General features: G+C 69.6%; 18 protein-coding genes. 9 read left to right on the forward strand and 9 right to left on the reverse strand.

The features are described from left to right. Window positions 1-38: 38 nt before the first annotated feature. A complete protein-coding gene (gene smc, locus LDO11_RS09380) occupies window positions 39-3542 on the reverse strand; it encodes a chromosome segregation protein SMC (RefSeq protein ID WP_232141317.1) in 3504 nt (1167 codons plus the stop codon). 218 nt (window positions 3543-3760) lie between these two features. Here smc and LDO11_RS09385 point away from each other — a divergent pair, with 218 nt between their 5' ends. Further along, the gene (locus LDO11_RS09385) at window positions 3761-5629 is read left to right on the forward strand and encodes an ABC transporter ATP-binding protein (protein ID WP_232141318.1); all 1869 of its coding nucleotides are present in this window, start codon (window positions 3761-3763) and stop codon (window positions 5627-5629) included. Between the two features lie 23 nt (window positions 5630-5652). On the opposite strand, the gene LDO11_RS09390 is transcribed toward LDO11_RS09385, so the two are convergent. Then, entirely contained in the window at window positions 5653-6249 is a 597-nt protein-coding gene (locus LDO11_RS09390) for a DUF488 domain-containing protein (RefSeq protein ID WP_232141319.1), read from the reverse strand. 39 nt (window positions 6250-6288) lie between these two features. Here LDO11_RS09390 and LDO11_RS09395 point away from each other — a divergent pair, with 39 nt between their 5' ends. The 4 genes from LDO11_RS09395 to LDO11_RS09410 all read left to right on the forward strand — a co-directional run bounded on the left by LDO11_RS09395 (window position 6289) and on the right by LDO11_RS09410 (window position 11092). Continuing rightward, window positions 6289-7083, forward strand: coding sequence for a ferredoxin--NADP reductase (locus tag LDO11_RS09395; RefSeq protein WP_232141320.1), 795 nt, complete (start codon window positions 6289-6291; stop codon window positions 7081-7083). Between the two features lie 65 nt (window positions 7084-7148). Continuing rightward, complete coding sequence (locus tag LDO11_RS09400; RefSeq protein ID WP_129135639.1) at window positions 7149-7568, forward strand: universal stress protein; 420 nt, start codon at window positions 7149-7151, stop codon at window positions 7566-7568. 135 nt (window positions 7569-7703) lie between these two features. Next, the gene (locus LDO11_RS09405; RefSeq protein ID WP_232141321.1) at window positions 7704-9929 is read left to right on the forward strand and encodes a M3 family metallopeptidase; all 2226 of its coding nucleotides are present in this window, start codon (window positions 7704-7706) and stop codon (window positions 9927-9929) included. A gap of 305 nt (window positions 9930-10234) precedes the next feature. Further along, window positions 10235-11092, forward strand: coding sequence for an NAD-dependent protein deacetylase (locus tag LDO11_RS09410; RefSeq protein WP_232141322.1), 858 nt, complete (start codon window positions 10235-10237; stop codon window positions 11090-11092). Window positions 11093-11199: 107 nt separating this feature from the next. Here the strand turns inward: LDO11_RS09410 and LDO11_RS09415 are convergent, their stop codons facing one another. The 6 genes from LDO11_RS09415 to LDO11_RS09440 all read right to left on the reverse strand — a co-directional run bounded on the left by LDO11_RS09415 (window position 11200) and on the right by LDO11_RS09440 (window position 16279). Continuing rightward, the gene (locus LDO11_RS09415; RefSeq protein WP_232141323.1) at window positions 11200-12084 is read right to left on the reverse strand and encodes an RsiV family protein; all 885 of its coding nucleotides are present in this window, start codon (window positions 12082-12084) and stop codon (window positions 11200-11202) included. A gap of 162 nt (window positions 12085-12246) precedes the next feature. Then, window positions 12247-12456, reverse strand: a complete 210-nt coding sequence (locus LDO11_RS09420) for a cold-shock protein (RefSeq protein ID WP_129135635.1) — start codon at window positions 12454-12456, stop codon at window positions 12247-12249. 232 nt (window positions 12457-12688) lie between these two features. Further along, the gene (locus tag LDO11_RS09425; RefSeq protein WP_232141324.1) at window positions 12689-12988 is read right to left on the reverse strand and encodes a GNAT family N-acetyltransferase; all 300 of its coding nucleotides are present in this window, start codon (window positions 12986-12988) and stop codon (window positions 12689-12691) included. Window positions 12989-12990: 2 nt separating this feature from the next. Then, a complete protein-coding gene (locus LDO11_RS09430; protein ID WP_232141325.1) occupies window positions 12991-13899 on the reverse strand; it encodes a hypothetical protein in 909 nt (302 codons plus the stop codon). Between the two features lie 109 nt (window positions 13900-14008). Further along, window positions 14009-14629: a rhomboid family intramembrane serine protease gene (locus LDO11_RS09435; protein ID WP_232141326.1), complete on the reverse strand. Its 621-nt coding sequence runs from the start codon at window positions 14627-14629 to the stop codon at window positions 14009-14011. A gap of 18 nt (window positions 14630-14647) precedes the next feature. Further along, window positions 14648-16279, reverse strand: coding sequence for a POT-type proton-dependent oligopeptide transporter (locus tag LDO11_RS09440; RefSeq protein WP_232141327.1), 1632 nt, complete (start codon window positions 16277-16279; stop codon window positions 14648-14650). Between the two features lie 132 nt (window positions 16280-16411). Between LDO11_RS09440 and LDO11_RS09445 the strand changes: the two genes are divergently transcribed. Genes LDO11_RS09445 through LDO11_RS09455 form a run of 3 tightly spaced genes read left to right on the forward strand, consistent with a single transcriptional unit; the run spans window position 16412 to window position 19457 of the window. After that, window positions 16412-18181: a M14 family metallopeptidase gene (locus tag LDO11_RS09445; protein ID WP_232141328.1), complete on the forward strand. Its 1770-nt coding sequence runs from the start codon at window positions 16412-16414 to the stop codon at window positions 18179-18181. Then, window positions 18178-19002: an endonuclease/exonuclease/phosphatase family protein gene (locus LDO11_RS09450; protein ID WP_232141329.1), complete on the forward strand. Its 825-nt coding sequence runs from the start codon at window positions 18178-18180 to the stop codon at window positions 19000-19002. The genes LDO11_RS09445 and LDO11_RS09450 overlap by 4 nt, the downstream gene beginning before the upstream one ends. Window positions 19003-19055: 53 nt before the next feature. Beyond that, window positions 19056-19457: a YbaY family lipoprotein gene (locus LDO11_RS09455; RefSeq protein WP_232141330.1), complete on the forward strand. Its 402-nt coding sequence runs from the start codon at window positions 19056-19058 to the stop codon at window positions 19455-19457. 63 nt (window positions 19458-19520) lie between these two features. Here the strand turns inward: LDO11_RS09455 and LDO11_RS09460 are convergent, their stop codons facing one another. Next, window positions 19521-21407, reverse strand: coding sequence for an ATP-binding cassette domain-containing protein (locus tag LDO11_RS09460; protein WP_232141331.1), 1887 nt, complete (start codon window positions 21405-21407; stop codon window positions 19521-19523). Between the two features lie 128 nt (window positions 21408-21535). Between LDO11_RS09460 and safA the strand changes: the two genes are divergently transcribed. After that, complete coding sequence (gene safA / locus LDO11_RS09465; RefSeq protein ID WP_232141332.1) at window positions 21536-22363, forward strand: SafA/ExsA family spore coat assembly protein; 828 nt, start codon at window positions 21536-21538, stop codon at window positions 22361-22363. The last annotated feature ends 3 nt before the right edge of the window (window positions 22364-22366 follow it).

The following is a 22366-nucleotide window of genomic DNA, read 5'->3' on the forward strand; positions in this document are numbered from 1 at the left end:
ACCGTCATGCCGCGCCGACCAGCGCGCCGCCCCGGCCGTCAGGCCGCGCCGGCCAGGCGCGCTGCCTCGGCAAGGTCCACCGAAACCAGCCGGCTGACGCCGGGCTCGCGCATGGTAACGCCACTGAGCTGGTGCGCGGCCTCCATCGTCGCCTTGTTATGGGTGACGAACAGGAACTGCACCTGCTCGCTCATCTCCGACACCATCGCGGTGAAGCGGCCGACGTTGGCTTCGTCGAGCGGCGCGTCCACCTCGTCGAGCAGGCAGAACGGCGCGGGATTCAGGCGGAAGATCGCGAACACCAGCGCCACCGCGGTCATCGCCTTCTCGCCACCGGACAGCAGCGAGATGTTCGACACGCGCTTGCCCGGCGGCCGCGCCATGATCGCCACGCCGGTATCGAGCAGGTCCTCGCCGGTGAGCTCGAGATACGCGTGGCCACCGCCGAACAGGCGCGGATACAGCTCCTGCACGCCGGCGTTGACGCGGTCGAAGGTGTCCTTGAAGCGGCCGCGGGTCTCGCGGTCGATCTTGCGGATCGCGTCCTCGAGGGTTTCCAGCGCCGAGTTGAGGTCGGCATCCTGGCTGTCGAGGTATTCCTTGCGCTGAGCGGCCTCGGCATGTTCCTGGATCGCGGCGAGGTTGACAGGCTCGAGCCGGCGCAGGCGGGCATCGAAGTCCGCGACCATCTTTTCCCACGCGGGGGCGCTGGCCTCGTCGGCGACGTTGGCGAGCACCGCCTCCATTTCGTAGCCGGCCTCGACCACCGCCGCGCGCAGCTGGTCGGCGCGGATCACCAGCGCCTGCTGATCCAGCCTGCGCTGCGAGATCGCCTCACGCTGCGCCAGCGCGTGCGCGTCGCGCTGCTGGCGGGTCTGTTCGAAACCACGCAGCTCGTGCTCGATAGCTTCCAGCGCCGAACGCGCCGCGGCCAGCGCGTTGTCGGCGACCACGCGCTGTTCCAGGGCGGACTGGCGCTGCTCCTCGAGGTCGCCGACCGGGGCGTCACCATCGGCGAGCTGCACGGTGATCTCTTCCAGGCGACTGTCGAGCTGGCCGCGCTGCGTGCCCATCCGCTCCAGCGCCTGGGCGAGCCCGGCGATCTGCGCGCGTTGCGACTCCAGGCTCAGCGCGAGCGCGTGCGCCGCATCGCGCGAGGCACGCGCGGCGTCGCGGGCGGCATCGCGGGCCTGCACCAGCGCCGCGCGCTCGGCTTCCAGCGCCTGGCGGGCCTGCTCGTGACCGGCCATCAGGCCGATCGCATCCTCCAGCCGGCCACGCGCCTCGCGCGACTGCGTGGCCGAACTGTCGAGCGTGGCGATGAGCTGGTCCAGCTCCTGGTCGATGCGCGCGATGCGGTTGCGCGCGGCATCGAGGCGACCCTGCTGGCTCTGCAGCTGGCCGGCCAGTTCCGACGCACTGCGGTGGGCGACATAGAGCTGCCGCTGGGCTTCCTCGCGCGCCTGCTCGGCCGCGAGCAGCCGCTCGCGGCGCTGCGCGGCCGCAGCTTCGAGATCGGCTTCGCGTTCCTGCAGGCTGGCGATCTCCGCGCGCAGCGACTGGATCTCGCGCTCGCGCAGCAGCGCACCCTGCTTGGCCGCGCCGGAGCGCAGCACCCGCACCCAGCCCGCGCCCAGGCGCTCGCCATTGCGGGTGATGACGGAATCGCCCTCCGGCAACGCGGCCTGCAGCGCACGCGCATCGGCCAGCGTTTCGGCTGCATGCAGCCGTGCCAGCAGCCGGCGGATCACCAGCGGCCCGCGCACCTTCGCCGCCAGCGAGGTCGGCGCGAAGCCGGCATCCCCGTCCGCGGCCGAGACCAGCGCAAGCCGGCCCTCACCGAGGTCGCCGAGTGCTTCGACCAGGGCTTCGGGCGAATCGACCAGCACGCCCTCGATCAGTTGCCCGAGCGCGCCTTCGACAGCGTTCTCCCAGCCCGCTTCGACCTGCAGGCGTTCGCCGACGCGGGCCGACGAATCCAGCCCCTGCCGACGCAGCCACTCCACCGCGGCACCCTGCTCCTGGCCGAGCGCCGCATGCTGCAGCGTCTCCAGCGACGACAGCCGCCCACGTGCTTCCTGCGCGCGCTTGCGCAGCTCGGAGAGTTCGTCCTGCGCGCGCCGCTGCTCGTCCTGCAGCTCCAGCGCCGCCTGCTTGCGCAGCTCGACGTCCTCTCCGAGGGTGTCGAGCGCGGTGCGCTGCTCTTCGTGGCGCTGCTCGATCCCGGCAAACGCCTCCGCGAGCGCGTCAAGGTCGAGACCGGCGCGTTCGTTCTGCAGCTGCTCGCGGCGGCGGTCGCCTTCCAGCGCCTGGCGGTCGAGGTAATCGACGCGGGTGCGTTCGACTTCGGCGGCCCGCGCCGCCTCGGCGGATTCGCGGCCATGTGCTTCCCAGCGCTGCTGCCAGTCGGCAAGCGCGGCCTCGGCCTCGCGCAGCATCTCCTGGCGCGCCTCGTCCTCGGCGCGCAGCGCTTCGAGGCGTGGCTCGGCCTCGACGATGGTCGCGCGCAGCGCATCGAGGCGCTGCTGGTCGCCGCTGATATGGCCGCCGAGTTCGGCCAGCGCATTGGCGGTCTCGTCGCGGGCACGATGCAGGCGCGCGGACAGGTCACGCTGATGCGCGATCTGCTGCTCGATGCGGGCCAGCGTGCCGGCCACCTCGTAGACCGCCGCCTGCGCCTTCGCCAGGGTGTCGGCGGCCTCGTGCTGGCGCACGCGCCCGGTCTCGATGCGGCGCTCGGCGTCGCGCTGTTCGGCGATCAGCTGTTCCAGCCGCGTCTCCTCCTGCGCCAGGCCCTCGCGCAGCGCCTGCAGTTCGCGATCGAGGGTGCGGAACTCCAGCGCCTTCCATTCCGCGTCGCGGATCTTCCGCTCGGCCTGGATCGCGGTGTACTGCTCGGCCTGCTTCGCCTGCCGCGCGAGATGCTGCAGCTGCTTGCCGACCTCCTCGCGCAGGTCGTTCAGACGGTCGAGGTTCTCGCGGGTGTGGCGGATGCGGGTCTCGGTTTCCTTGCGGCGCTCCTTGTAGCGCGAGATGCCGGCGGCCTCCTCGAGATGCACGCGCAGGTCCTCGGGCCGCGCCTCGATGATCTGGCTGATCATCCCCTGCTCGATGATCGAGTAGCTGCGCGGGCCCAGGCCGGTGCCCAGGAACAGGTCGGTGATGTCGCGCCGGCGGACCTTGGTGCCGTTGAGGTAGTACGCGCTCTGGCCATCGCGGCTGACCGTGCGCTTGACCGAGATCTCGTTGAACGAGGCGTATTCGCCGCTGATGGTGTGGTCGGAGTTGTCGAAGATCAGCTCGACCATCGCCTGCGACACCGGCTTGCGCGCGGTGGAGCCGGAGAAGATCACGTCGGTCAGCGAATCGCCACGCAGGCGGCTGGCGGTGCTCTCGCCCATCACCCAGCGCACGGCGTCGATGATGTTCGACTTGCCGCAACCGTTGGGGCCGACCACGCCGGTCATGTTGGTCGGCAGGTGCAGCGTGGTGGGGTCGACGAAGGACTTGAATCCGGCGAGCTTGATCGTGGACAGGCGCATGCGGCGGACGGTTGCCTCGTGGGCCGGCGCCGGGGCGCGGCCGCTCCATTGGTGGGAATCCGGTGTGGAAAGCCCCGGCAAGCCGTTGTTCCGGTTGGGGCACGGCATCGCCCGGGGCGACGCCACACGCGAGTATACGCGGATGCCCGGATCCGCCGGCCCGGTGCGCCGGGCAGTCGTGACCGCCACGACCACACCATGAACGGCAGAATCGCGCGATGCCCCAGCCCCCCGGAACCGCCCCGTCCCATGCCCAGCCCAGCCTGCGCGAGCGCTTCAATGCGATGCGCAACCTGCCGCCCTTCCTGCGCCAGGTCTGGGCCACCAGCCCCACCCTCACCCTGACCGCGCTCGGCATCCGCCTGGTGCGTGCGGTGATGCCGGTGGTGATGCTCTATATCGGCAAGCTGATCATCGACGAGGTGGTGCGCCTGGTCGGCCTCGGACTGGGGTTCGTCGATCTGCGCCAGGCCTGGGACAGCGGCCAGCTCGACTACCTGCTGTGGCTGGTGCTGGCGGAGTTCGGGCTGGCGGTGCTGTCCGACCTGCTGGGGCGGCTGGTGTCGTATGCCGAAGGGTTGCTGTCGGAACTGTTCACCAATGCCACCAGCGTGCGGCTGATGGAGCATGCCGCCACCCTGGACCTCGAGGACTTCGAGGACCCGGAGCTGCAGGACAAGCTCGACCGCGCACGCCGCCAGACGATGGGGCGGATGAGCCTGCTCGGCCAGCTGTTCGGCCAGGTGCAGGACATCGTCACCGTGGCCAGCTTCGCGGCGGGCCTGCTGATCTATGCGCCATGGCTGATCCTGCTGCTGGCGGTGGCGCTGCTGCCGGCCTTCGTCGGCGAATCGCACTTCAACGCGCTGGGCTACACCCTCAATTTCCACTGGACGCCGGAACGCCGGCAGCTGGAGTACGTGCGCCAGACCGGCGCCAGCGTGGAGAGCGCCAAGGAGGTCAAGATCTTCGACCTCCACCGCTTCCTGATCGACCGCTACCGGACGCTTGCCGAGGGTTTCTACCGCGCCAACCGCGCACTGGCGCGGCGCCGCGCGTTCTGGGGCACGCTGCTGTCCGCCCTCGGCACGCTCGGCTATTACGTGGCCTACGCCTACATCGTCTGGCGCACCATCCGCGGCGATTTCTCGATCGGCGACCTCACCTTCCTTGCCGGCAGCTTCCGCCGCCTGCGCCAGCTGCTGGAGGGGCTGCTGATCGGTTTCTCGCAGGTGGCCGGGCAGGCGCTCTACCTCGAGGACCTGTTCTCGTTCTTCGCCATCGAGCCGGAAATCCGCTCCAGGCCCGGCGCAGTGCCGGTGCCGCGGCCGATCCGCGAAGGCTTCGTGTTCGAGAACGTCGGCTTCCGCTATCCGGACGCCGAACGCTGGGCGGTGCGGCACCTGGACTTCGAGCTGCGCGCCGGCGAGGTGCTGGCGCTGGTCGGCGAAAACGGCGCCGGCAAGACCACCCTGGTGAAGCTGCTGGCACGGCTGTACGACCCCGACGAGGGCCGCATCCTGCTCGACGGCCGCGACCTGCGCGACTACGACCTCGACGACCTGCGCGCCAATATCGGGGTGATCTTCCAGGACTTCGTGCGCTACCACCTCACCGCCGCGGAGAACATCGGCGTCGGCCAGATCGGCGCGATGGACGATCGCGAGCGCATCGTCGATGCCGCGCGCCGGGCGATGGCCGACGAGGTCATCGCCGAGCTTCCCGGCGGCTACGACCAGCTGATCGGGCGCCGTTTCAAGACCGGAGTTGACCTGTCCGGCGGGCAGTGGCAGAAGATCGCCATCGCCCGCGCCTACATGCGCGATGCGCAGGTGATGATCCTCGACGAACCCACCGCCGCGCTCGACGCCCGCAGCGAATACGAGGTGTTCCGTCGCTTCAAGGAACTGTCGCACCAGCGCACCGCGGTGCTGATTTCCCACCGCTTTTCCAGCGTGCGCATGGCCGACCGCATCCTGGTGCTGGAACAGGGGCAGCTGGAAGCCAGTGGCACCCACGACCAGCTGATGGCCGCCGGCGGCCGCTACGCGGAACTGTTCGAGTTGCAGGCCGCCGGTTACCGCTGAGAGTACGGAGGCCCGCGCCGGACTCAGAACCCCAGCTCGCCCTGCGCATCTTCCGGTGCGCTGTAGTCCAGCCGCCCATCGACCATGCGCGCGGCTCCGGTCCAGGGATGTTCCTGCGACTTGCCGGGGCCCATCAGGTGGATGACCGTCCAGTCGCGCGCCTTGAAGTCATCGGAGATCAGGCTGCGGTGGCAGCTCCACCACATCGCCTCGGCGCACATCACCGCCGTGGGCTTTTCACGGGCGGTCTCCATCAGGTGCTCACGCGCGGCGGCGAACGCCGGGGTGTCCATGTAGTCGGCATAGCCGCGGAAGCTGGTGTTGCGCCAGGCGGTATGGGGCGAATCCGGCCGTGGCCGCCGGCGCCCACCCAGCGCCGGCATCGGCAGGAAGTCGATGCCGTGTGCCGGCAGGCTCTCGGCCAGTGCCTCCGCCGCGAAATGCGGATGCCGCCGTGATCCCGGGTAGCGGCGCACGTCGGCCACGCAGGCGATCCGCGCCTCGTGCAGCAGGGCCACGAATTCCTCCAGCGTCCGCGTGGAATGGCCGATCGTCCACAACGTGTCCATCGCGGCAGGCTGCCAGCCGGGGCGTGCAGGTTCGATGAGAATGGTTCGCATCGGATAGAATGGGCCGTTTCCCCACGGCCTTACCCGCGCATGTCCTCCGCTTTCGGCACCGAGACGGTGCTCGACGTCCGCCACTGGACCGACGACTACTTCAGCTTCACCACGACCCGCGACGACGGCTTCCGTTTCGAGAACGGACAGTTCGTGATGATCGGTCTGCTGGTGGACGGCAAGCCGTTGCTGCGCGCGTACTCGATCGCCAGCGCCAACTGGGAGGAGCAGCTGGAGTTCTTCAGCATCAAGGTGCCGGACGGCCCGCTGACCTCGCGGCTGAAGGACATCCGCCCCGGCGACCAGGTGCTGATCGGCCGCAAGCCGACCGGCACCCTGCTGATCCACGACCTCCACCCCGGCCGCAACCTCTATCTGCTGGGTACCGGCACCGGCCTGGCGCCGTGGCTGTCGGTGGTCAAGGACCCGGAGACCTACGAACGCTTCGAGCGGGTGGTCGTGTGCCATGGCGTGCGCCACGAGGCCGACCTCGCCTACCGTGACTACTTCACCAGCGAACTGCCGCAGCACGAGTTCCTGGGCGAGCAGATCAGCGCGAAGCTGCTGTACTACCCGGCCGTCACCCGCGAGGCGTTCGCGTTCAACGGCCACGATCACCAGGGCCGGCTGACCGCGCTGATGGACAGTGGCCGGATGATGGAGCAACTGGAACTGCCGGCGCTCGACGCCGAGCACGATCGCGCGATGGTCTGCGGCAGCCCGCAGATGCTGGCCGACTTCCGCGCACTTCTCGATGCCCGTGGCTTCAGTGCGGCGCCGCGCATCGGTACGCCCGGCCAGTACGTGTTCGAGCGCGCCTTCGTCGAGCGCTGAGTCGCACGTTCCATGCGTCGGGGGCTTGCGACTACAATCGCGCCACTCGCCAGGAGAGCTCCGCAATGAAGATCGTCGTCGCCGTGGATGGCAGCGAAATCAGCCAGCGTGCCGTCAAGTTCGCGATCAAGCTCGCGCGCGGGAACGAGAAGTCGCAGATCACCCTGGTCGCGGTGAACCCGGAGCTGTTCCCCGGCGTGGAACGCAAGATCGGCGCCGAAGCCGCCGCGCGCCACCACGCGGAGTCGCACGCGTCGATGATCGATGCCGCGGTGAAGACGCTCACCCGCGCCAAGGTGGACTTCAGGGAGCGCCGCGAGGTCGGCGACATCGCCACCACCATCGTCGAGGTCGCGCGCAAGGCACGCGCCGACCTCATCGTGATGGGCGCGCGCGGCCGCGGCGCGGTCTCCGGGATGCTGCTCGGCTCGGTCTCCGGCAAGGTGCTGGCACAGGCCGACGTGCCGGTGACGATCGTCCGCTGACGACCTGCCGGCGGGTCGGCGGGTCGGCGGGCCATCGACGCGCGGACCCTGCCGGCGCCCATGCCGATGGTCATGGGTCCCGGCCAGTAGCGGTGGGATATTCTTGGTGGTTCCGACGTAGCAGGAATCCGCCGCATGAAGCACCCGCTCAGCCTCGCGCTCGCCGCCGCCATCGCCGGCTTTGGCGCCCCCGCGCTCGCCCAGACCACCGCCGCCCCGCAGGGCGCTGCCGTGTCCTCGGAAGCGCAGCAGGCCAATCCTTTCTTCCAGGTCAGCCCGCTTGACCTGCAGTACCCGCAGTTCGACCGCATCCGCGATGAGCACTTCGCGCCCGCCTTCGACGCCGGCATGCGCGAGCACCTGGCCGAGATCGAGCGCATCGCGAGCAACCCGGAGGCACCGACCTTCGAGAACACCATCCTCGAGATGGAAAAGGCCGGCCAGCTGCTCGGCCGCGCCACCCGGGTGTTCTTCAACCTGGTCGGCACCGACACCAACGACGAGCGCAAGCGCCTGCAGGCCGAGTACTCGCCGAAGTTCGCCGCCTACCGCGACGAGATCACCCTCAACCCCGAGCTGTTCGCGCGCATCAAGACCCTGCACGACGACCGCGCCTCGCTCGGTCTGGATGCGCAGGGCGTGCGGCTGGTCGAGCGTTACTACAACGACTTCGTTCGCGCCGGTGCCGACCTCGACGAGGGGCAGAAGGCGCGCCTGAAGGAAATCAACGGCGAGCTCGCCCGCCTGGGCACCACCTTCAGCCAGAACGTGCTGGCCGAGGTCAACGATTCCGCGGTGGTGGTCGACACCCGCGAGGAGCTCGACGGCCTGACCGAGCAGCAGATCACCGCCGCCGCCAATGCCGCCAAGACCCGCGGCCACGAAGGCAAGTACGTCGTCACCCTGCTCAACACCACCGGCCAGCCGCCGCTGTCGCAGCTGACCAACCGCGACCTGCGCCAGCGCATCCACGAGGCATCGGTCGTGCGTGGCGCCCGCGGCAACCAGTGGGACAACCGCGAGATCGTGTCGCAGGTGCTGAAGCTGCGCGCCGAACGCGCCGGCATGCTGGGCTTCCCGACCACCGCGCACTACGTGCTCGACGACGAGACCGCGCAGAATCCGGACGCCGTCAACAACATGCTGCGCCAGCTGGCGCCGCCGGCCGTGGCCAACGCGCGCCGCGAAGCCGCCGAACTGCAGGCGATGATCGACCAGGAACAGGCCGCCAAGGGCGAGCCGACCTTCAAGCTCGAGCCGTGGGACTGGGCCTTCTATTCCGAGAAGGTGCGCCAGGCCAAGTACGACTTCGACGAGTCGCAGCTCAAGCCGTACCTGGAGATGGTCAACGTGCTCGAGAACGGCGTGTTCCATGCCGCCACCGAGTTCTATGGCATCACCTTCAAGCACCGCACCGACCTGCCGCTGTACCACCCCGACACGCGCGTGTACGACGTGTTCGACCACGACGGCAGCAAGCTGGCGATCTTCATCTTCGACCCGTACGCGCGTGACTCCAAGCGTGGCGGTGCGTGGATGAACTCGTACGTGTCGCAGTCGGAGCTGATGGGCACCAAGCCGGTGGTCGCCAACCACCAGAACATCACCAAGCCGCCGGCGGGCGAGCCGACCCTGCTGACCTGGGACGAGGTCACCACGATGTTCCACGAGTTCGGCCATGCGCTGCACGGCATGTTCTCGGACGTCGAGTACCCCTACTTCTCCGGCACCAGCGTGCCGCGCGACTTCGTCGAGTTCCCCTCGCAGGTCAACGAGATGTGGGCGGACTGGCCGTCGATCCTCGCCAACTACGCCAAGCACTACGAGACCGGCGAGCCGATGCCGCAGGCCCTGCTGGACAAGGTGACCGCGGCCGCCCAGTTCAACCAGGGCTTCGCCACCACCGAGTACCTGGGTGCGGCGATGCTCGACCAGCACCTGCACCAGCTGCCGGCGAACCGGCTGCCGGAGCCGGGCGACATCCTCGCCACCGAGGCCACCGCCCTGCGCGAGGCGGGCGTGGACTTCGCGGCGGTGCCGCCGCGTTACCGCACCACCTACTTCAGCCACATCATGGGCGGCTATGCGGCGGGCTACTACGCCTACATCTGGTCCGAGGTGCTCGACGCCAATACGGTGAAGTGGATCGAGGACAACGGCGGCCTGACCCGCGCCAACGGCGACCGCCTGCGCGCCACCCTGCTCTCGCAGGGCGGCAGCAAGGATGCGCTGCAGCTGTTCCGCGACTTCTCCGGTGCCGAACCGGACATCCAGCCGCTGCTGGTGAAGCGTGGTCTGGCCGGTTCGGCCGACGACTCCGCAGCGCCGGATGCCGGCACCCCGGAGCCGGTCAACAGGTAACGTTTTTCGCCTGATGGCGAGCGAACCGCCCGGAGCGATCCGGGCGGTTTTTTTTTGGCTCTTCTCCTGATCGAAAAGGGGCCCCTCGGTGGGCTTGCGGGCGGCCCGCCGCGGCCACCACGGATCACAACGAAGCAACGCACGAGCGCACGGGCACCCGGCTGCACGCGATCGTGCCGGAACACCTTCTGTGTCCTTTGCGTGCCACAGGTTGGTTGGGTTCGAGTTCCCGGACGGCAACGGCGAGCGGCGCGATATTGCCCGTCTTCCAGTTTCTGGCCCGGTACGATGGAAGCATGCAGCCCATGCCCTCCCCGCTTCCCGCCCCCGCCCCCGACAACGCAGTGCGGCTGGCGGACTGGCTCTCGGGCCATCGGCGGATCTTCGTGCTGACCGGTGCCGGCTGCAGCACCGCGTCGGGCATCCCCGGCTACCGCGGCGATGACGGTCAGTGGACACGTCCGCCGCCGGTGACCTGGCAGGGGTTCACCGGCGACCCCGCGACCTACCGCCGCTACTGGGCACGCAGCCACGTCGGCTGGCCGCGTTTCGACCGCGCCCGTCCCAACGACGCCCACCACGCCCTGGCCGCGCTCGGCGCCAACGGCCCGCTGTCGATCGTGGTCACCCAGAACGTCGACGGCCTGCACCAGCGTGCCGGCAGCGAGTCCGTCATCGACCTGCACGGTCGCCTGGATGCGGTGGTCTGCCTGGGCTGCGGCAGCCGGCTGCCGCGCGCCTCGCTGCAGCCGCGACTCGATGCGCTCAATCCAGGCTGGTCGCCCGGCCCCGCCACGGCCGCACCGGATGGCGACGCCGACATCGACATGGAGGCCGAGCGCGCCTATCTGCCACCACACTGCGCCGATTGCGGCGGCCTGCTGAAACCCGACGTGGTGTTCTTCGGCGAGAACGTTCCGCGTGCACGCTACATCGCTGCATGCGACGCCCTCGAACAGGCCGATGCACTGCTGGTGGCCGGCTCGTCGCTGATGGTCTATTCCGGGTTCCGCTTCGCGCGGATGGCGCACGAGCGCGGGCTGCCGCTCGCCATCCTCAATCGTGGCGTGACCCGCGCGGACGCCCTTGCCGGCCTGCGCCTCGATGGCGATCTTGGCGCCACGCTGTCGGGGGCGGCGCGACTGCTGGGTGCGGCGGCCTGATCATCCCGCGCGGACGTCGCCGCACTCAGCGCCCCGTAGGTCCGCAGCAGCCGGAAGCTCCCGGCCCGGCGAGCCTGGCGGGGGAATAGCCGGGACCAGGCGCCCGGCTATCCGTTCTCGCGGCGCCAGTCCGCGCCGTCGACGCCCGCATCGTTGATCGAAGGTGCCGGCATGTCGGTCGAGAACAATCCGCGATACTCGGCGGCCACGTGCGGCAGCAACACATGCGCAGGCACCGAAACGCTCTGGGTGCCGTCGGCGTACGGGCCCACCTGGTACGGCGGAAACACGAAGCGCAGCGCCTCGATGCGGCCCTGCGGATCGAGCACGGGCTCGAAGGAATCGAAATTGTCGGGCTCCGGCCCGGAGCCGTCATCGATCATCCGCCCTGCGGTGCGCAACGCCTCGTGGCGCTCCTCGGGCGAGAGTTCCTCGGCATCGATCCGGGTGCCCAGCACCGCGTGCAGCTGCTCGCGCACGTAGGCCGATATCGCCGCCCAGCCGTCCGGCCCGGCCACCAGATCGGCCGCACGCAGCATGCGTTCCTGCTGCGGCAGCCAGACGAAGCGCGCCACCAGCGGGTTGCCATGCGCACCGCCGGTATAGCTGCTGCCGTCGGCGGCAACCGCCACCAGCTGCGGGGTTTCCGCGAGCATCCGGAATTCCAGCGAAAGGTCGTATGCAAGCCCGCCGGGCGCCTCGCCCGCGCTGGCTGCCGCGTCCACGAGCTCGCCGCGGGCGGCCTGGCCGTAACGGTGCAGCTCGGCCGCAAGTCCGGGATAGCGACGCGCCTCGGGCGGATAGCTGATGCCGACGATGTAGCGTGGCGTCTGCTCGATGACGTCCTCGAGCGCCGGCGCCTGCTGTGGTGCCCCGGCAGGATCGCCCACCTGTTGCGGCGCTGCCGGCGTCGACGGGATGGTGGTCGCCTCCTCGTTGCGGCCGCACGCGGCCAGCGCAAGCACGGCCAGCCCGATCCACCAGTACTTCATCGTCTGCGTTCCCCTGTTCAATGTCGTGACGAGGCTAAAGGGCGTTGCGTGATGGCCCCATGCAAGCAGCGTGCGCGTGCGGCCCGCCCCGCTCACGTCCGAACGTCGCCCACGAAAAAGCCCGGCCGGAGCCGGGCTTTCGATCCTGCCGTGAGGGCTGGATTACTCGGGCTGCACTTCGTCAGCCTGCAGGCCCTTCTGGCCCTGCACGACCTTGAAGGAGACGCGCTGGCCTTCCTGCAGGGACTTGAAGCCGGTGCCCTGGATCGAGCGGAAGTGGACGAACACGTCCTGGCCGCTTTCCGGGGTGATGAAGCCGAAGCCCTTGGCATCGTTGAACCACTTGACGGTACCGCTCTGACGCTCGGACATGGTGTTACTCCTTGATACAACAGTTGTTGATGGTTTGGCACGACCCGCCGTGGCGGAGCCGAGACTGTCTAGCAAGGGGTAACGCGAAAGCGATGGAGCGGATCGTCCCGGCCGTCTGGCCGTACAGCTTTGATCTACCGCATCGGAGCCACGATGTACCGTGATCCCGGCCTTGAACAGTTCGCGCACGATACCCTAGTTCGAATCGAAAGTGTGAATGGGCAAAACGCGTTTACGACGACCGCTCGCCGCCGACCAGAAGGTCGTCATAACCGGGGTGCCGGCGCACGTAGGACGCGGTGTATTCGCACTGCGGATCGACCTGCAGACCCGCCGCGCGGGCATGCCCGAGTGCCGCGGCATTGAGCGTGCCGGCGATGCCCCGGCCGGACAGCGCCTCCGGCACGATCGTGTGCAGGACCACCATGGTGTCGCCCTCGCGGCGGTACTCGACATGGGCGGTTTCGCCATCCATGTCGAGCTCGAACCTACCGCGCTGGGCGTCATGACGGACATCGGCGGACGTGGCCATGCTCAGTCCCCGGTTGCGGGCGAACGGCGCGCGTCGCGCTTGCCCTGGTTGATGCGGTCACGGGTGCTGTTGCTGCCGTGGATGGCCGGGACGCGGGCCTCGCCCTCGTGCAGCTGCTCGGCCCGCCGTGCCGCTTCCTCGGACTGGTAACCCGGGGATCCGGCTTCAGCGGCGGTGCCACCAAGGGTCTCCCAGGACTTCGGCTGGCGCGCCTGCTGCTGCTTGGCCTCCAGCAGTTCGCGGGTGCGTTCGAGCGCCTGCTCGGGCGTCAGTACCTTCTTCGCGGGACGCGCCTTTTTGGACGCCCCGGTCGCGGACCTGCCCGCAGCCTTGCCGTCAGCGGATGCGGTGCCCGTAGCCTTCTTTGCAGCCTTCGACGGCTCCGCCGATCTGGTGGACGCGCGTGTCGCCCTGGCGCCGCCGGCCGGCGTGCCCTTCGCCGACGACTTGCGGGTCGCGCTGGCCGGCTCACCGGATGCAGCGCTGCGCCGCCCGCCGGCCGGCTTCGCCGGCGCTGACGCTTCGCTGCGCTTCGACGCCGGCTTGCGCGCCGACGCAGCCGTCGCGGCAGTCTTCTCCGCGGCCTTGGCGGCCCTGCGGTCGTCGCGCTCGACCTGGCGCAATTGCGCCTCGAAGCGCGACAGGATGTCCGACAGCAGCGTCGCCTTCTCCTTGCTGCGCTCGTTGGCCGTGCCGCTGGTCCCGCGCTTGGCACCGGTGCGGTCGCGCGATGCGAGTTTCTGTCGCTGCACCAGGTCGCGGGCGCGGTCGCGTGCGTCGCGTGCACGGCCGACGCGGGTGGTGAGTGCCTTCGCATCGAGCTGGCGCAGCGTGTTCACTCGGCTGTCGGTGTAGAGCTCCATCTCCTTCTGGTTGAGGAGAGCGGTGGCCTTGGCCCGGGTGATGAGCATTGCGGGTGACTCCACTGTATGGCTGTGCGGACAGCTTTAGCACAGAGGACTTTCAGCGGAAGTGAGCGCGCCGGCCCATGGCCGGCAGGTGCCGCGCGCGGCGGGAATCTCAGAAGAACGAAGGGCTTGCCAGTCGTTCCAGGAAGGCCGGAATCACCCGCGGCTCCATGATCACGGTAAAGAGCACGCCGTACCCCGCACCCCACAGGTGGGCGCTGTGGTTGATGTTGTCGCCGCCGCGCCGGTCCATCCAGATCGAATAGCCGACGTACATCACCGCGTAGAGGATCGCCGGCATCGGCAGGAAGAACACGAAGATCAGCGACCACGGGCTCAGCAGCACGAAGGCGAACAGCACCGCGGAGACCGCGCCCGACGCACCCAGGCTGCGGTAGTGCGGGTCGTGGCGGTGGCGCAGCCAGGTCGGCAGGATCGCGACCACGATCGCCGAGATGTAGAACAGCGCGAAACCCACCGCGCCGATATACGGCGCGAACGCACGCTCGATCAGGCCGCCGAAGAAGAACAGCGTGATCATGTTGAACAGCAGGTGGCCCCAGTCGGCATGGATGAAGCCGTGGGTGACGAGACGGTCGTACTGCTTCCTGCGGTCGATCGCCGGCGGCCACAGGATCAGCCGCTCGATCAGCCGCGGGTTGGCGAACGCCTGCCACGACACCAGCACGGTGACGGCGATCAGCAGCAGGGTGACGGGTCCGGAGTTCATCATGTGGGGCCTGTGGCCGCATCAGGCGATGCGGTAGTTGTCCTGCATCGGGTAGCGCCGTGCATAGAGGGCGAATGCCAGCGCGGCGACGAACGCGAATGCGGCGAAGAAGAACATCAGGAACGCGTTCTCGCTGAGCCCCGACGAGGCGATCCACGCGGTCACCGCCTCGTTGCGCACGCCGGCGTTGGTCAGCAGCACCCACAGGCTGCCGAAGGTGCTGGTGAGGTACCAGAACGCCATGATCACGCCCTTCATCGCGTGCGGGGCCTGGCTGTATGCGAACTCCAGCGCGGTGGCCGAGACCAGCACCTCGCCGAAGGTCAGCAACAGGTACGGCAGGCTCTGCCATGCCAGCGAGACTTCCGCGCCGCTGTCGATCCACAGCTGCAGGATGCCGGCTGCGATCCACGACACGCCGGAGATGGCGATGCCCCAGCCCATGCGCCGCAGCGCGGTCACCACGAAGCCGAGCCGCCGCAGCAGCGGGTACAGCACGATGTTGTTGAACGGGATCAGCAGCATCACCAGCAGCGGATTGAGCGCCTGCATCTGCGCCGCGTCCTGGATCAGCCAGCTGGGCCACCAGCCGGCCTCGTGCGGGATCACCATCTCGCGGCCCTGGATGATCCAGGTCGAGGCCTTCTGGTCGAACAGCGACCAGAACGGCGTCACCAGCGCGAACACGATGAGGATGCGCAGCACCGCGCGCACGCCGTCCACCGCGGCATCCGGATGCGCGCCACGCGCACGCTCGAGCTGCAGCGAGGCGCCCCAGCCGCCGAGCGCGATGATCACGCCGAGCGCAAGGCAGGCGGTGATGACGAAGTTGAAATCGGTCGGCCAGAAGTCGACGCCGACCGTGGCCGACAGCGCCCACAGCACCAGCATCAACGCCGCCGAGACCATGCCTGTCATCGCCACCAGCAGGCCGGGACGGCCCTGCCCCGGCGCCTGCGCGCGCAGCGCGGACTTCACTACTTCGAGGAAGGCATGCGGATCGCGCCCGGACGGCGGCACGTTGACGTACTCGCGGCACCCCAGCCAGAAGATGAAGGTGGCGATGAACATCAGCACGCCGGGGATGCCGAACGCCACGGCCGGCCCGTAGTGGCGCAGGAACAGCGGCGCCAGCAGCGAGGCGAAGAACGAGCCGAAGTTGATGATCCAGTAGAAGGCGTCGAAGACGACCTTGGCCTTGGATTTGTTGGTCTGGTCGAACTGGTCGCCGCAGAAGCTCACCACCAGCGGCTTGATGCCGCCCGAGCCCAGCGCGATGAGGAACAGGCCGGTATAGAAGCCTGTCGCGTTGTTCTCGAACAGCGCCAGGCAGGCATGGCCTGCGCAGTAGATCAGCGAGAACCACAGGATCGTGTGGTACTTGCCGAAGTAGCGGTCGGCGAGCCATCCCCCCAGCAGCGGAAAGAAGTACACGCCGATCACGAACATGTGGAAGATGTCCTTGGCCGCCGCGTCGCGCTCGCTTCCCGCCGGCAGGTAGGCCAGCAGCACCGAACTGATCAGGAACGGCACCAGGATGTTGCGCATGCCGTAGAAGCTGAAGCGCTCGCAGGCCTCGTTGCCGATGATGTAGCCGATCTGGCGGGGCATGCGGCCGTTGGCCGGGGAAGCGGAAGCGGGAGTCGTGGACATTCTCTGGCCAGGGACGGGCGAAAGCGGGCAAGGGTAGCCGATCGGGTCCGTCGCCGGGACCAACGAATGGCACGGCCGGCACGGGTGCATGGCTCGTTACCATCGGCGGCCCTGTCACCCGAGCCGTCCGCCATGCCGCGTCGCCTCCCGCACCGCCTTGCCCTGGCCCTGCTGATCGCCGTCGCCGGCCCCGCCGCCGCGGTCGACCTCACCACGCACGCCGAGCGCAGCGGTTTCGTCGAGACCGGCCGCTACGTCGAGACAATCGCCCTGTGCGATGCCTTCCAGGCCGCCTATCCCGACGCGGTGCGCTGCTTCGATTTCGGCACCACGCCCGAAGGCCGGCCGATGAAGGCGCTCGCGGTGTCGCGCAGCGGCGCGCTGACGCCCGACGCCGCGCGCGACTCCGGCATCCCGGTGGTGCTGATGCAGGGCGGCATCCATGCCGGCGAGATCGACGGCAAGGACGCGGGCTTCCTGGCCCTGCGCGAAGCGCTCGACGGCGATGCCGCGACCGGCACGCTCGAACAGCTGGTCTGGGTGTTCGTACCGGTGTTCAACGTCGACGGGCACGAGCGCTTCGGCGCCTGGAACCGCCCCAACCAGCGCGGCCCGCGCGAGATGGGCTGGCGCACCACCGCGCAGAACCTCAACCTCAACCGCGACTACGCCAAGGCCGAAGCGCCCGAGATGCAGGCGATGCTGGCGCTGGTCGAGGCCTGGGACCCGATCGCCTACATCGACCTGCACGCCACCAATGGCGCGCAGTTCGAGCACGACATCTCCATCCAGGTGGAACCGCTGCACGCCGGCGACGACGCCCTGCGCGCGGCCGGGCTGCAGCTGCGCGACGGGGTCATGGCCGACCTGGCCGCGCAGGGCTCACTGCCGCTGCCGTTCTATCCGTCCTTCGTGCGCCACGACGAGCCGGACTCGGGCTTCGTCGACGGCGTGTCGCCGCCGCGCTTCTCCACCGGCTACTTCCTGCTGCGCAACCGGCTGGCGATGCTGGTCGAAACCCACTCCTGGAAGGAATACCCGGTGCGGGTGCGGATCACCCGCAACACCATCGTGTCGGTGCTCGACCACGTCGCCCGCCATGGCCGCGACTGGATGCGCGTCGCGCATGAGGCCGACCGCCGCGCCGCGGCGCTCGGCGGCCAGGACGTGCCGCTCGACTGGAGCGCCACCGATGACGTGCGCACGTTGGATTTCCGCGGCTATGCCTACACCCGCACGCCATCGGACGTCTCCGGCGCGCTGATGACCCGCTATGACGAATCCACGCCGCAGCTGTGGCGGGTGCCGCTGCGCGACACTCTGGTGCCCGCACGCACCGCCACCGCACCACGCGCCGGCTACCTGGTGCCGCCCGCGCAGGCCGCGCGGGTCGAGCGTGCACTGCGCACCCACGGCATCGACTACCGCCGCATCGACCGTGCGCTCGCCCTGGCGCCGGTGCAGGCGTTCCGCGCCGACGACATCCGCTTCGCCGGCGCCCCTGTCGAGGGTCTGCAGCGGCTGGAGCTTGAGGGCGGCTGGCGCGACGAGCGGCGTGATCTCGCCGCCGGCGCCCTGTTCGTGCCGATCGCGCAGCCGAAGGCGCGGCTGGTGATGGCGTTGCTGGAGCCGCAGGCGCCGGACGCGCTCGCCGCATGGGGCGCCTTCAACAACCATTTCGAGCGCAAGGAGTACATGGAGGCGTACGTCGCCGAAGCCGTCGCCCGCGAGATGCTGGAGGCCGACCCGGCAGTGCGCGAGGCGTTCGAGCGCCGTCTGCGCGAGGACGCGGCTTTCGCCGCCGATCCGCGTGCACGCCTGGACTTCTTCTACCGCCGCCACAGCGCCTGGGACGAGCGCTTCGGCCTGTACCCCGTGTACCGGACCGACGCCGCGCCATGACCGGCCGGCTGTACGCGGTGCTGGCCGCCGCGTGCATGGCACGGGCCGCCTGCGCACAGTCCCCTCGCCACCCGGCCGATGCACCGGCGCTGCGCGTGGTCACCCTCAACCTGTACCACGACCGCGACCACTGGCCGCGCCGCCGCCCGCTGGTGATCGACGGCCTGCGTGCGCTGGATGCCGACGTGATCGCACTGCAGGAAGTGCTGCAGAAGGACGGTCTGCGCAACCAGGCCGAGGACATCGGCGCGGCACTCGGCTACACCGTCCATTTCGTCTCCACCGATCCACCCCGGCAGGCGCACCGCTACGGCAACGCGCTGCTGTCGCGGCTGCCGGTGCTGGCACGCAGCGAGGCCCGGCTGGAGCCACTGGAGGACTCGCGCACCGTCGCGCACCTGCGGCTGGACGTGCACGGTCGCGTGGTGGACGTGTTCAACACCCATCTGCACTGGACCGACGACGGCGCGGCGATCCGCGCACGCCAGCTCGACGGCGTGCTGGCGCACGTCGACCGCAACGGATCGGACGCCAGCGTGCTGGTGGGCGACTTCAACGCCGAAGCCGATGCGCCCGAACTGCAGGCGCTGGACGCAGCCGGCTTCGTCGACGCCGTGGCCGCCACGGACCCCGGCACCGCCGCGCGGACCACGCTCAACCCGCACCACTTCGAGCGCGCCCGACGGATCGACCATGTGTTCGCACGCGGCGCGCGCCTGCAACCGCGCGCCGCGCGGCGGGTGCTCGACGTCCCCGCGGGCGACGGCACGTGGCCGTCCGATCACTTCGGAGTGCTGGTGGAGTTCCGGGTGCAGCCTTGACTCCGGTGCAACCCGGCTGGCGCTAGCCTCGGACTGCCCACTGGAGATCCGTCATGCGCCCTGCCCTGATCGCCGCCTGCATCGCTGCCGCCTCGCTCTCGGCCTGCGCCGCCACGCCGGAACCAGTGGACGGCGCCGGCGCAACCATCGAGGGCCGCGCCACCTTCCACGAAAAACTCCTGATGCCGGCCGACTCGGTGTTACGGGTGGAGCTGGTCGACATGTCGCGCGGCAACGATGTGCTGGCCCGGGAGGAATTCAGCTCGATTCCCGGCCCGCCGTATGCATTCACGATGCGCTATTCCACGGCGAAGGTTCCAGGGGACGCGCGGCTCGGGCTGCACGCCGCGCTGTTCACGCCGCGAGGCGAGCGGATGTTCGTGACCGCCGAGGCGGTGCCGGTCGTCGACGGCAGCACGCAGCCGGCCGAATTCCGCATGCTGCGCTCGCCGTAGATACGTCGCCGGTCCGGCAGGAACCTGCCGCGGGCGCGCGGGCACGCGCCCGCGGGGTCCGGATCAGCCGTCGAGCTCGCCCCAGCGGCGATAGGCTTCCTCGAGTTCCGCCTGCACGCGGGCCAGCGCCTCGCCGTGGGCGGCAATCGCCGCGCCATCGCGCTGGAAGAACGCCGGATCGCCCATTTCCGCGGTCATCGCCGCCTGCTGTGCCTCCAGTGCCTCGATGCGGGCCGGCAACTGTTCGAGTTCGCGCGCTTCCTTGAAGCCGAGCTTGCGCCGCAGCGGCGCCTGCTTCGCCGGTGCCGGAGAGGTGCCGCGCGTGCCGCCATCCGTCGCCGCAGGCGCCGGACGCGCGCTGGCGGTCGCGGCGGCGCGCTGCCGCAGCCAGTCGGAATAGCCGCCGACGTACTCGCCGACGCGGCCCTCGCCCTCCATCACCAGCGTCGAGGTCACCACGTTGTCGAGGAACTCGCGGTCATGGCTGACCAGCAGCAGGGTGCCGCTGTAGTCCATCAGCAGTTCCTCGAGCAGTTCCAGGGTCTCCACGTCGAGGTCGTTGGTGGGTTCGTCCATCACCAGCAGGTTCGCTGGCTGCGCGAACAGCTTGGCCAGCAGCAGGCGGTTGCGCTCGCCGCCCGACAGCCGGGTGATCGGCGCGCGTGCCCGCTCGGGGGTAAACAGGAAATCCTGCAGGTAGCCGATGGCGTGCTTGCGCACGCCGTTGATCTCCACGTACTCGCGGCCCTCGGCCACGTTCTCCAGCGCATTCCAGTCCTCGCGCAGGGTGTCGCGGTACTGGTCGAAGTACGCCACCTGCAGCCGGGTGCCGATCCGCACACGGCCCTGCTGCGGCTCCAGCTCGCCCAGCAGCAGGCGCAGCAGGGTGGTCTTGCCGCTGCCGTTGGGGCCGATCAGGCCGATCCGGTCGCCGCGCATGATGGTGGTGGAGAAGTCGCGCACCAGGGTGCGCTTGCCGTAGGCGAACGAGACGTCCTGCAGTTCGACCACCTTCTTCCCGGAGGCTTCGCCCTGCGCCGCCTGCATGCGCACGTTGCCGGTCTGCGCGCGGCGCTCGGCGCGCTCGACGCGCATCGCCTCCAATCTCCGCACCCGGCCCTCGTCACGGGTGCGCCGCGCCTTGATGCCCTGGCGGATCCAGGCCTCCTCCTGCGCCAGCAGCTTGTCGAAGCGCGCGTTCTGCTGGGCTTCGGCATTCAGGCGCTCCTCTCGCCGGCGCACGTAGTTGTCCCAGTCGCCGGGCCAGTCGGTCGCCTGCCCGCGGTCGATCTCGATGATCCGTGTCGCCAGCCCCCGCAGGAAGCGGCGGTCATGGGTCACGAACACCAGCGCGCCCGGCCACGCCCGCAGGAACTCCTCCAGCCAGTGGATGGCGGCGATGTCCAGGTGGTTGGTGGGCTCGTCCAGGAGCAGCACGTCGGGCTCCGAGGCCAGCGCGCGGGCCAGCAGCACCCGGCGCTTGAGGCCGCCGGACAGGCGCGTGAACTGGGCGTCGCCGTCCAGGCCCAGCCGGTCCAGGATCGATTCCACCCGCTGGTCCAGGGTCCAGCCACCGGCAGCCTCGATCCGCGCCTGCGCCGCGGCCAGCGCGTCGGTATCCACCGGGTCCGCGTGCGCCAGGCGGTGGAATTCGGCCAGCACCGCGCCCAGCTCGCCCGCGCCGGCGGCGACCACGTCGAATACGCTGCCCGCCGCACCCGCCGGCACCTCCTGCTCCAGCCGCGCCACCCGCGCGCCGTCGGCCACGCGCACCTGGCCGTCATCCGGGGCCAGGTCGCCGGACATCACCCGCAGCAGGGTCGATTTGCCGGCGCCATTGCGACCGATGAGGGCCACGCGCTCGCCGGCACCGATCGACAGGCCCACCTGTTCGAGCAGCAGCGGTCCGCCGACGCTGACGTCGACGCCTTCGAGAGTGATCAGGGACATGCGCCCATTCTACCGGCGCGGTGCTAGGGCCAGCCCTAGCTGGCAGCGCGGAAGGGATTTGTTCCAATCGGGGCACTGGATCCACGCGCCTCCGGCATCGGCGGAGGCTCCACGAAGGAGCACGCAGCATGTCCGTTTCCCCCATTGGCAACCATCCGGCAACCAGCCTGCCCCCTGCGGACAACCGCGCGCACAGCGTGGTGCATGGCGATACGCTCTGGGCGATCGCCGCGCAGAATGGGGTTTCGCTGCAGGCGCTGATCCAGGCCAATCCGCAGGTGCTCAACCCGGACCTGATCTACCCCGGCGACCGCATCCAGATCCCCGCCGCCGACGCCGCGGCCGCTGGTGGCCCGGAGGCTTCCCCGGCCAGCTTCGCGGCGTCCAGCGCATCGGGCAACGTGTCCATCGGCGGCGCCGGCGCACCCGGCGACGGCATCACCGGCCAGCAGCTGCTGCAGATCGTGCCTGGCCTCGATCCCGGCCAGGCCCCCGCGATCGCGCAGAACCTCAACGCGGCCATGGCCGAGGCCAATATCAATACGCCGCAGCAACAGGCGATGTTCATTGCCCAGCTGGCGCACGAGAGCGGCGGCTTCCGCTACATGGAAGAAATCGCCAGCGGCGCCGCCTACGAGGGCCGCGCCGACCTGGGCAACACCCAGCCCGGCGACGGCGTGCGTTACAAGGGCCGCGGCTACATCCAGGTGACCGGGCGCTACAACTACACCGAGGCCGGCCGGGCACTTGGGCTGGACCTGGTCAACAACCCGCAGCTGGCGGCACAGCCGGAGAACGCCGCGCGCATTGCCGCCTGGTACTGGACCAGCCGCGACATCAACACCGCTGCCGACAGCGGCGACTTCGTGCAGGTCACCCGCCTGATCAACGGTGGCACCAACGGCCTGGCCGATCGCCAGGCGTATTACGCACGTGCCCAGGCCGCCCTGGCCTGAGCG

The organism is Alterluteimonas muca, assembly GCF_021191595.1.
GTDB classification, from domain to species: Bacteria; Pseudomonadota; Gammaproteobacteria; order Xanthomonadales; family Xanthomonadaceae; genus Luteimonas; species Luteimonas muca.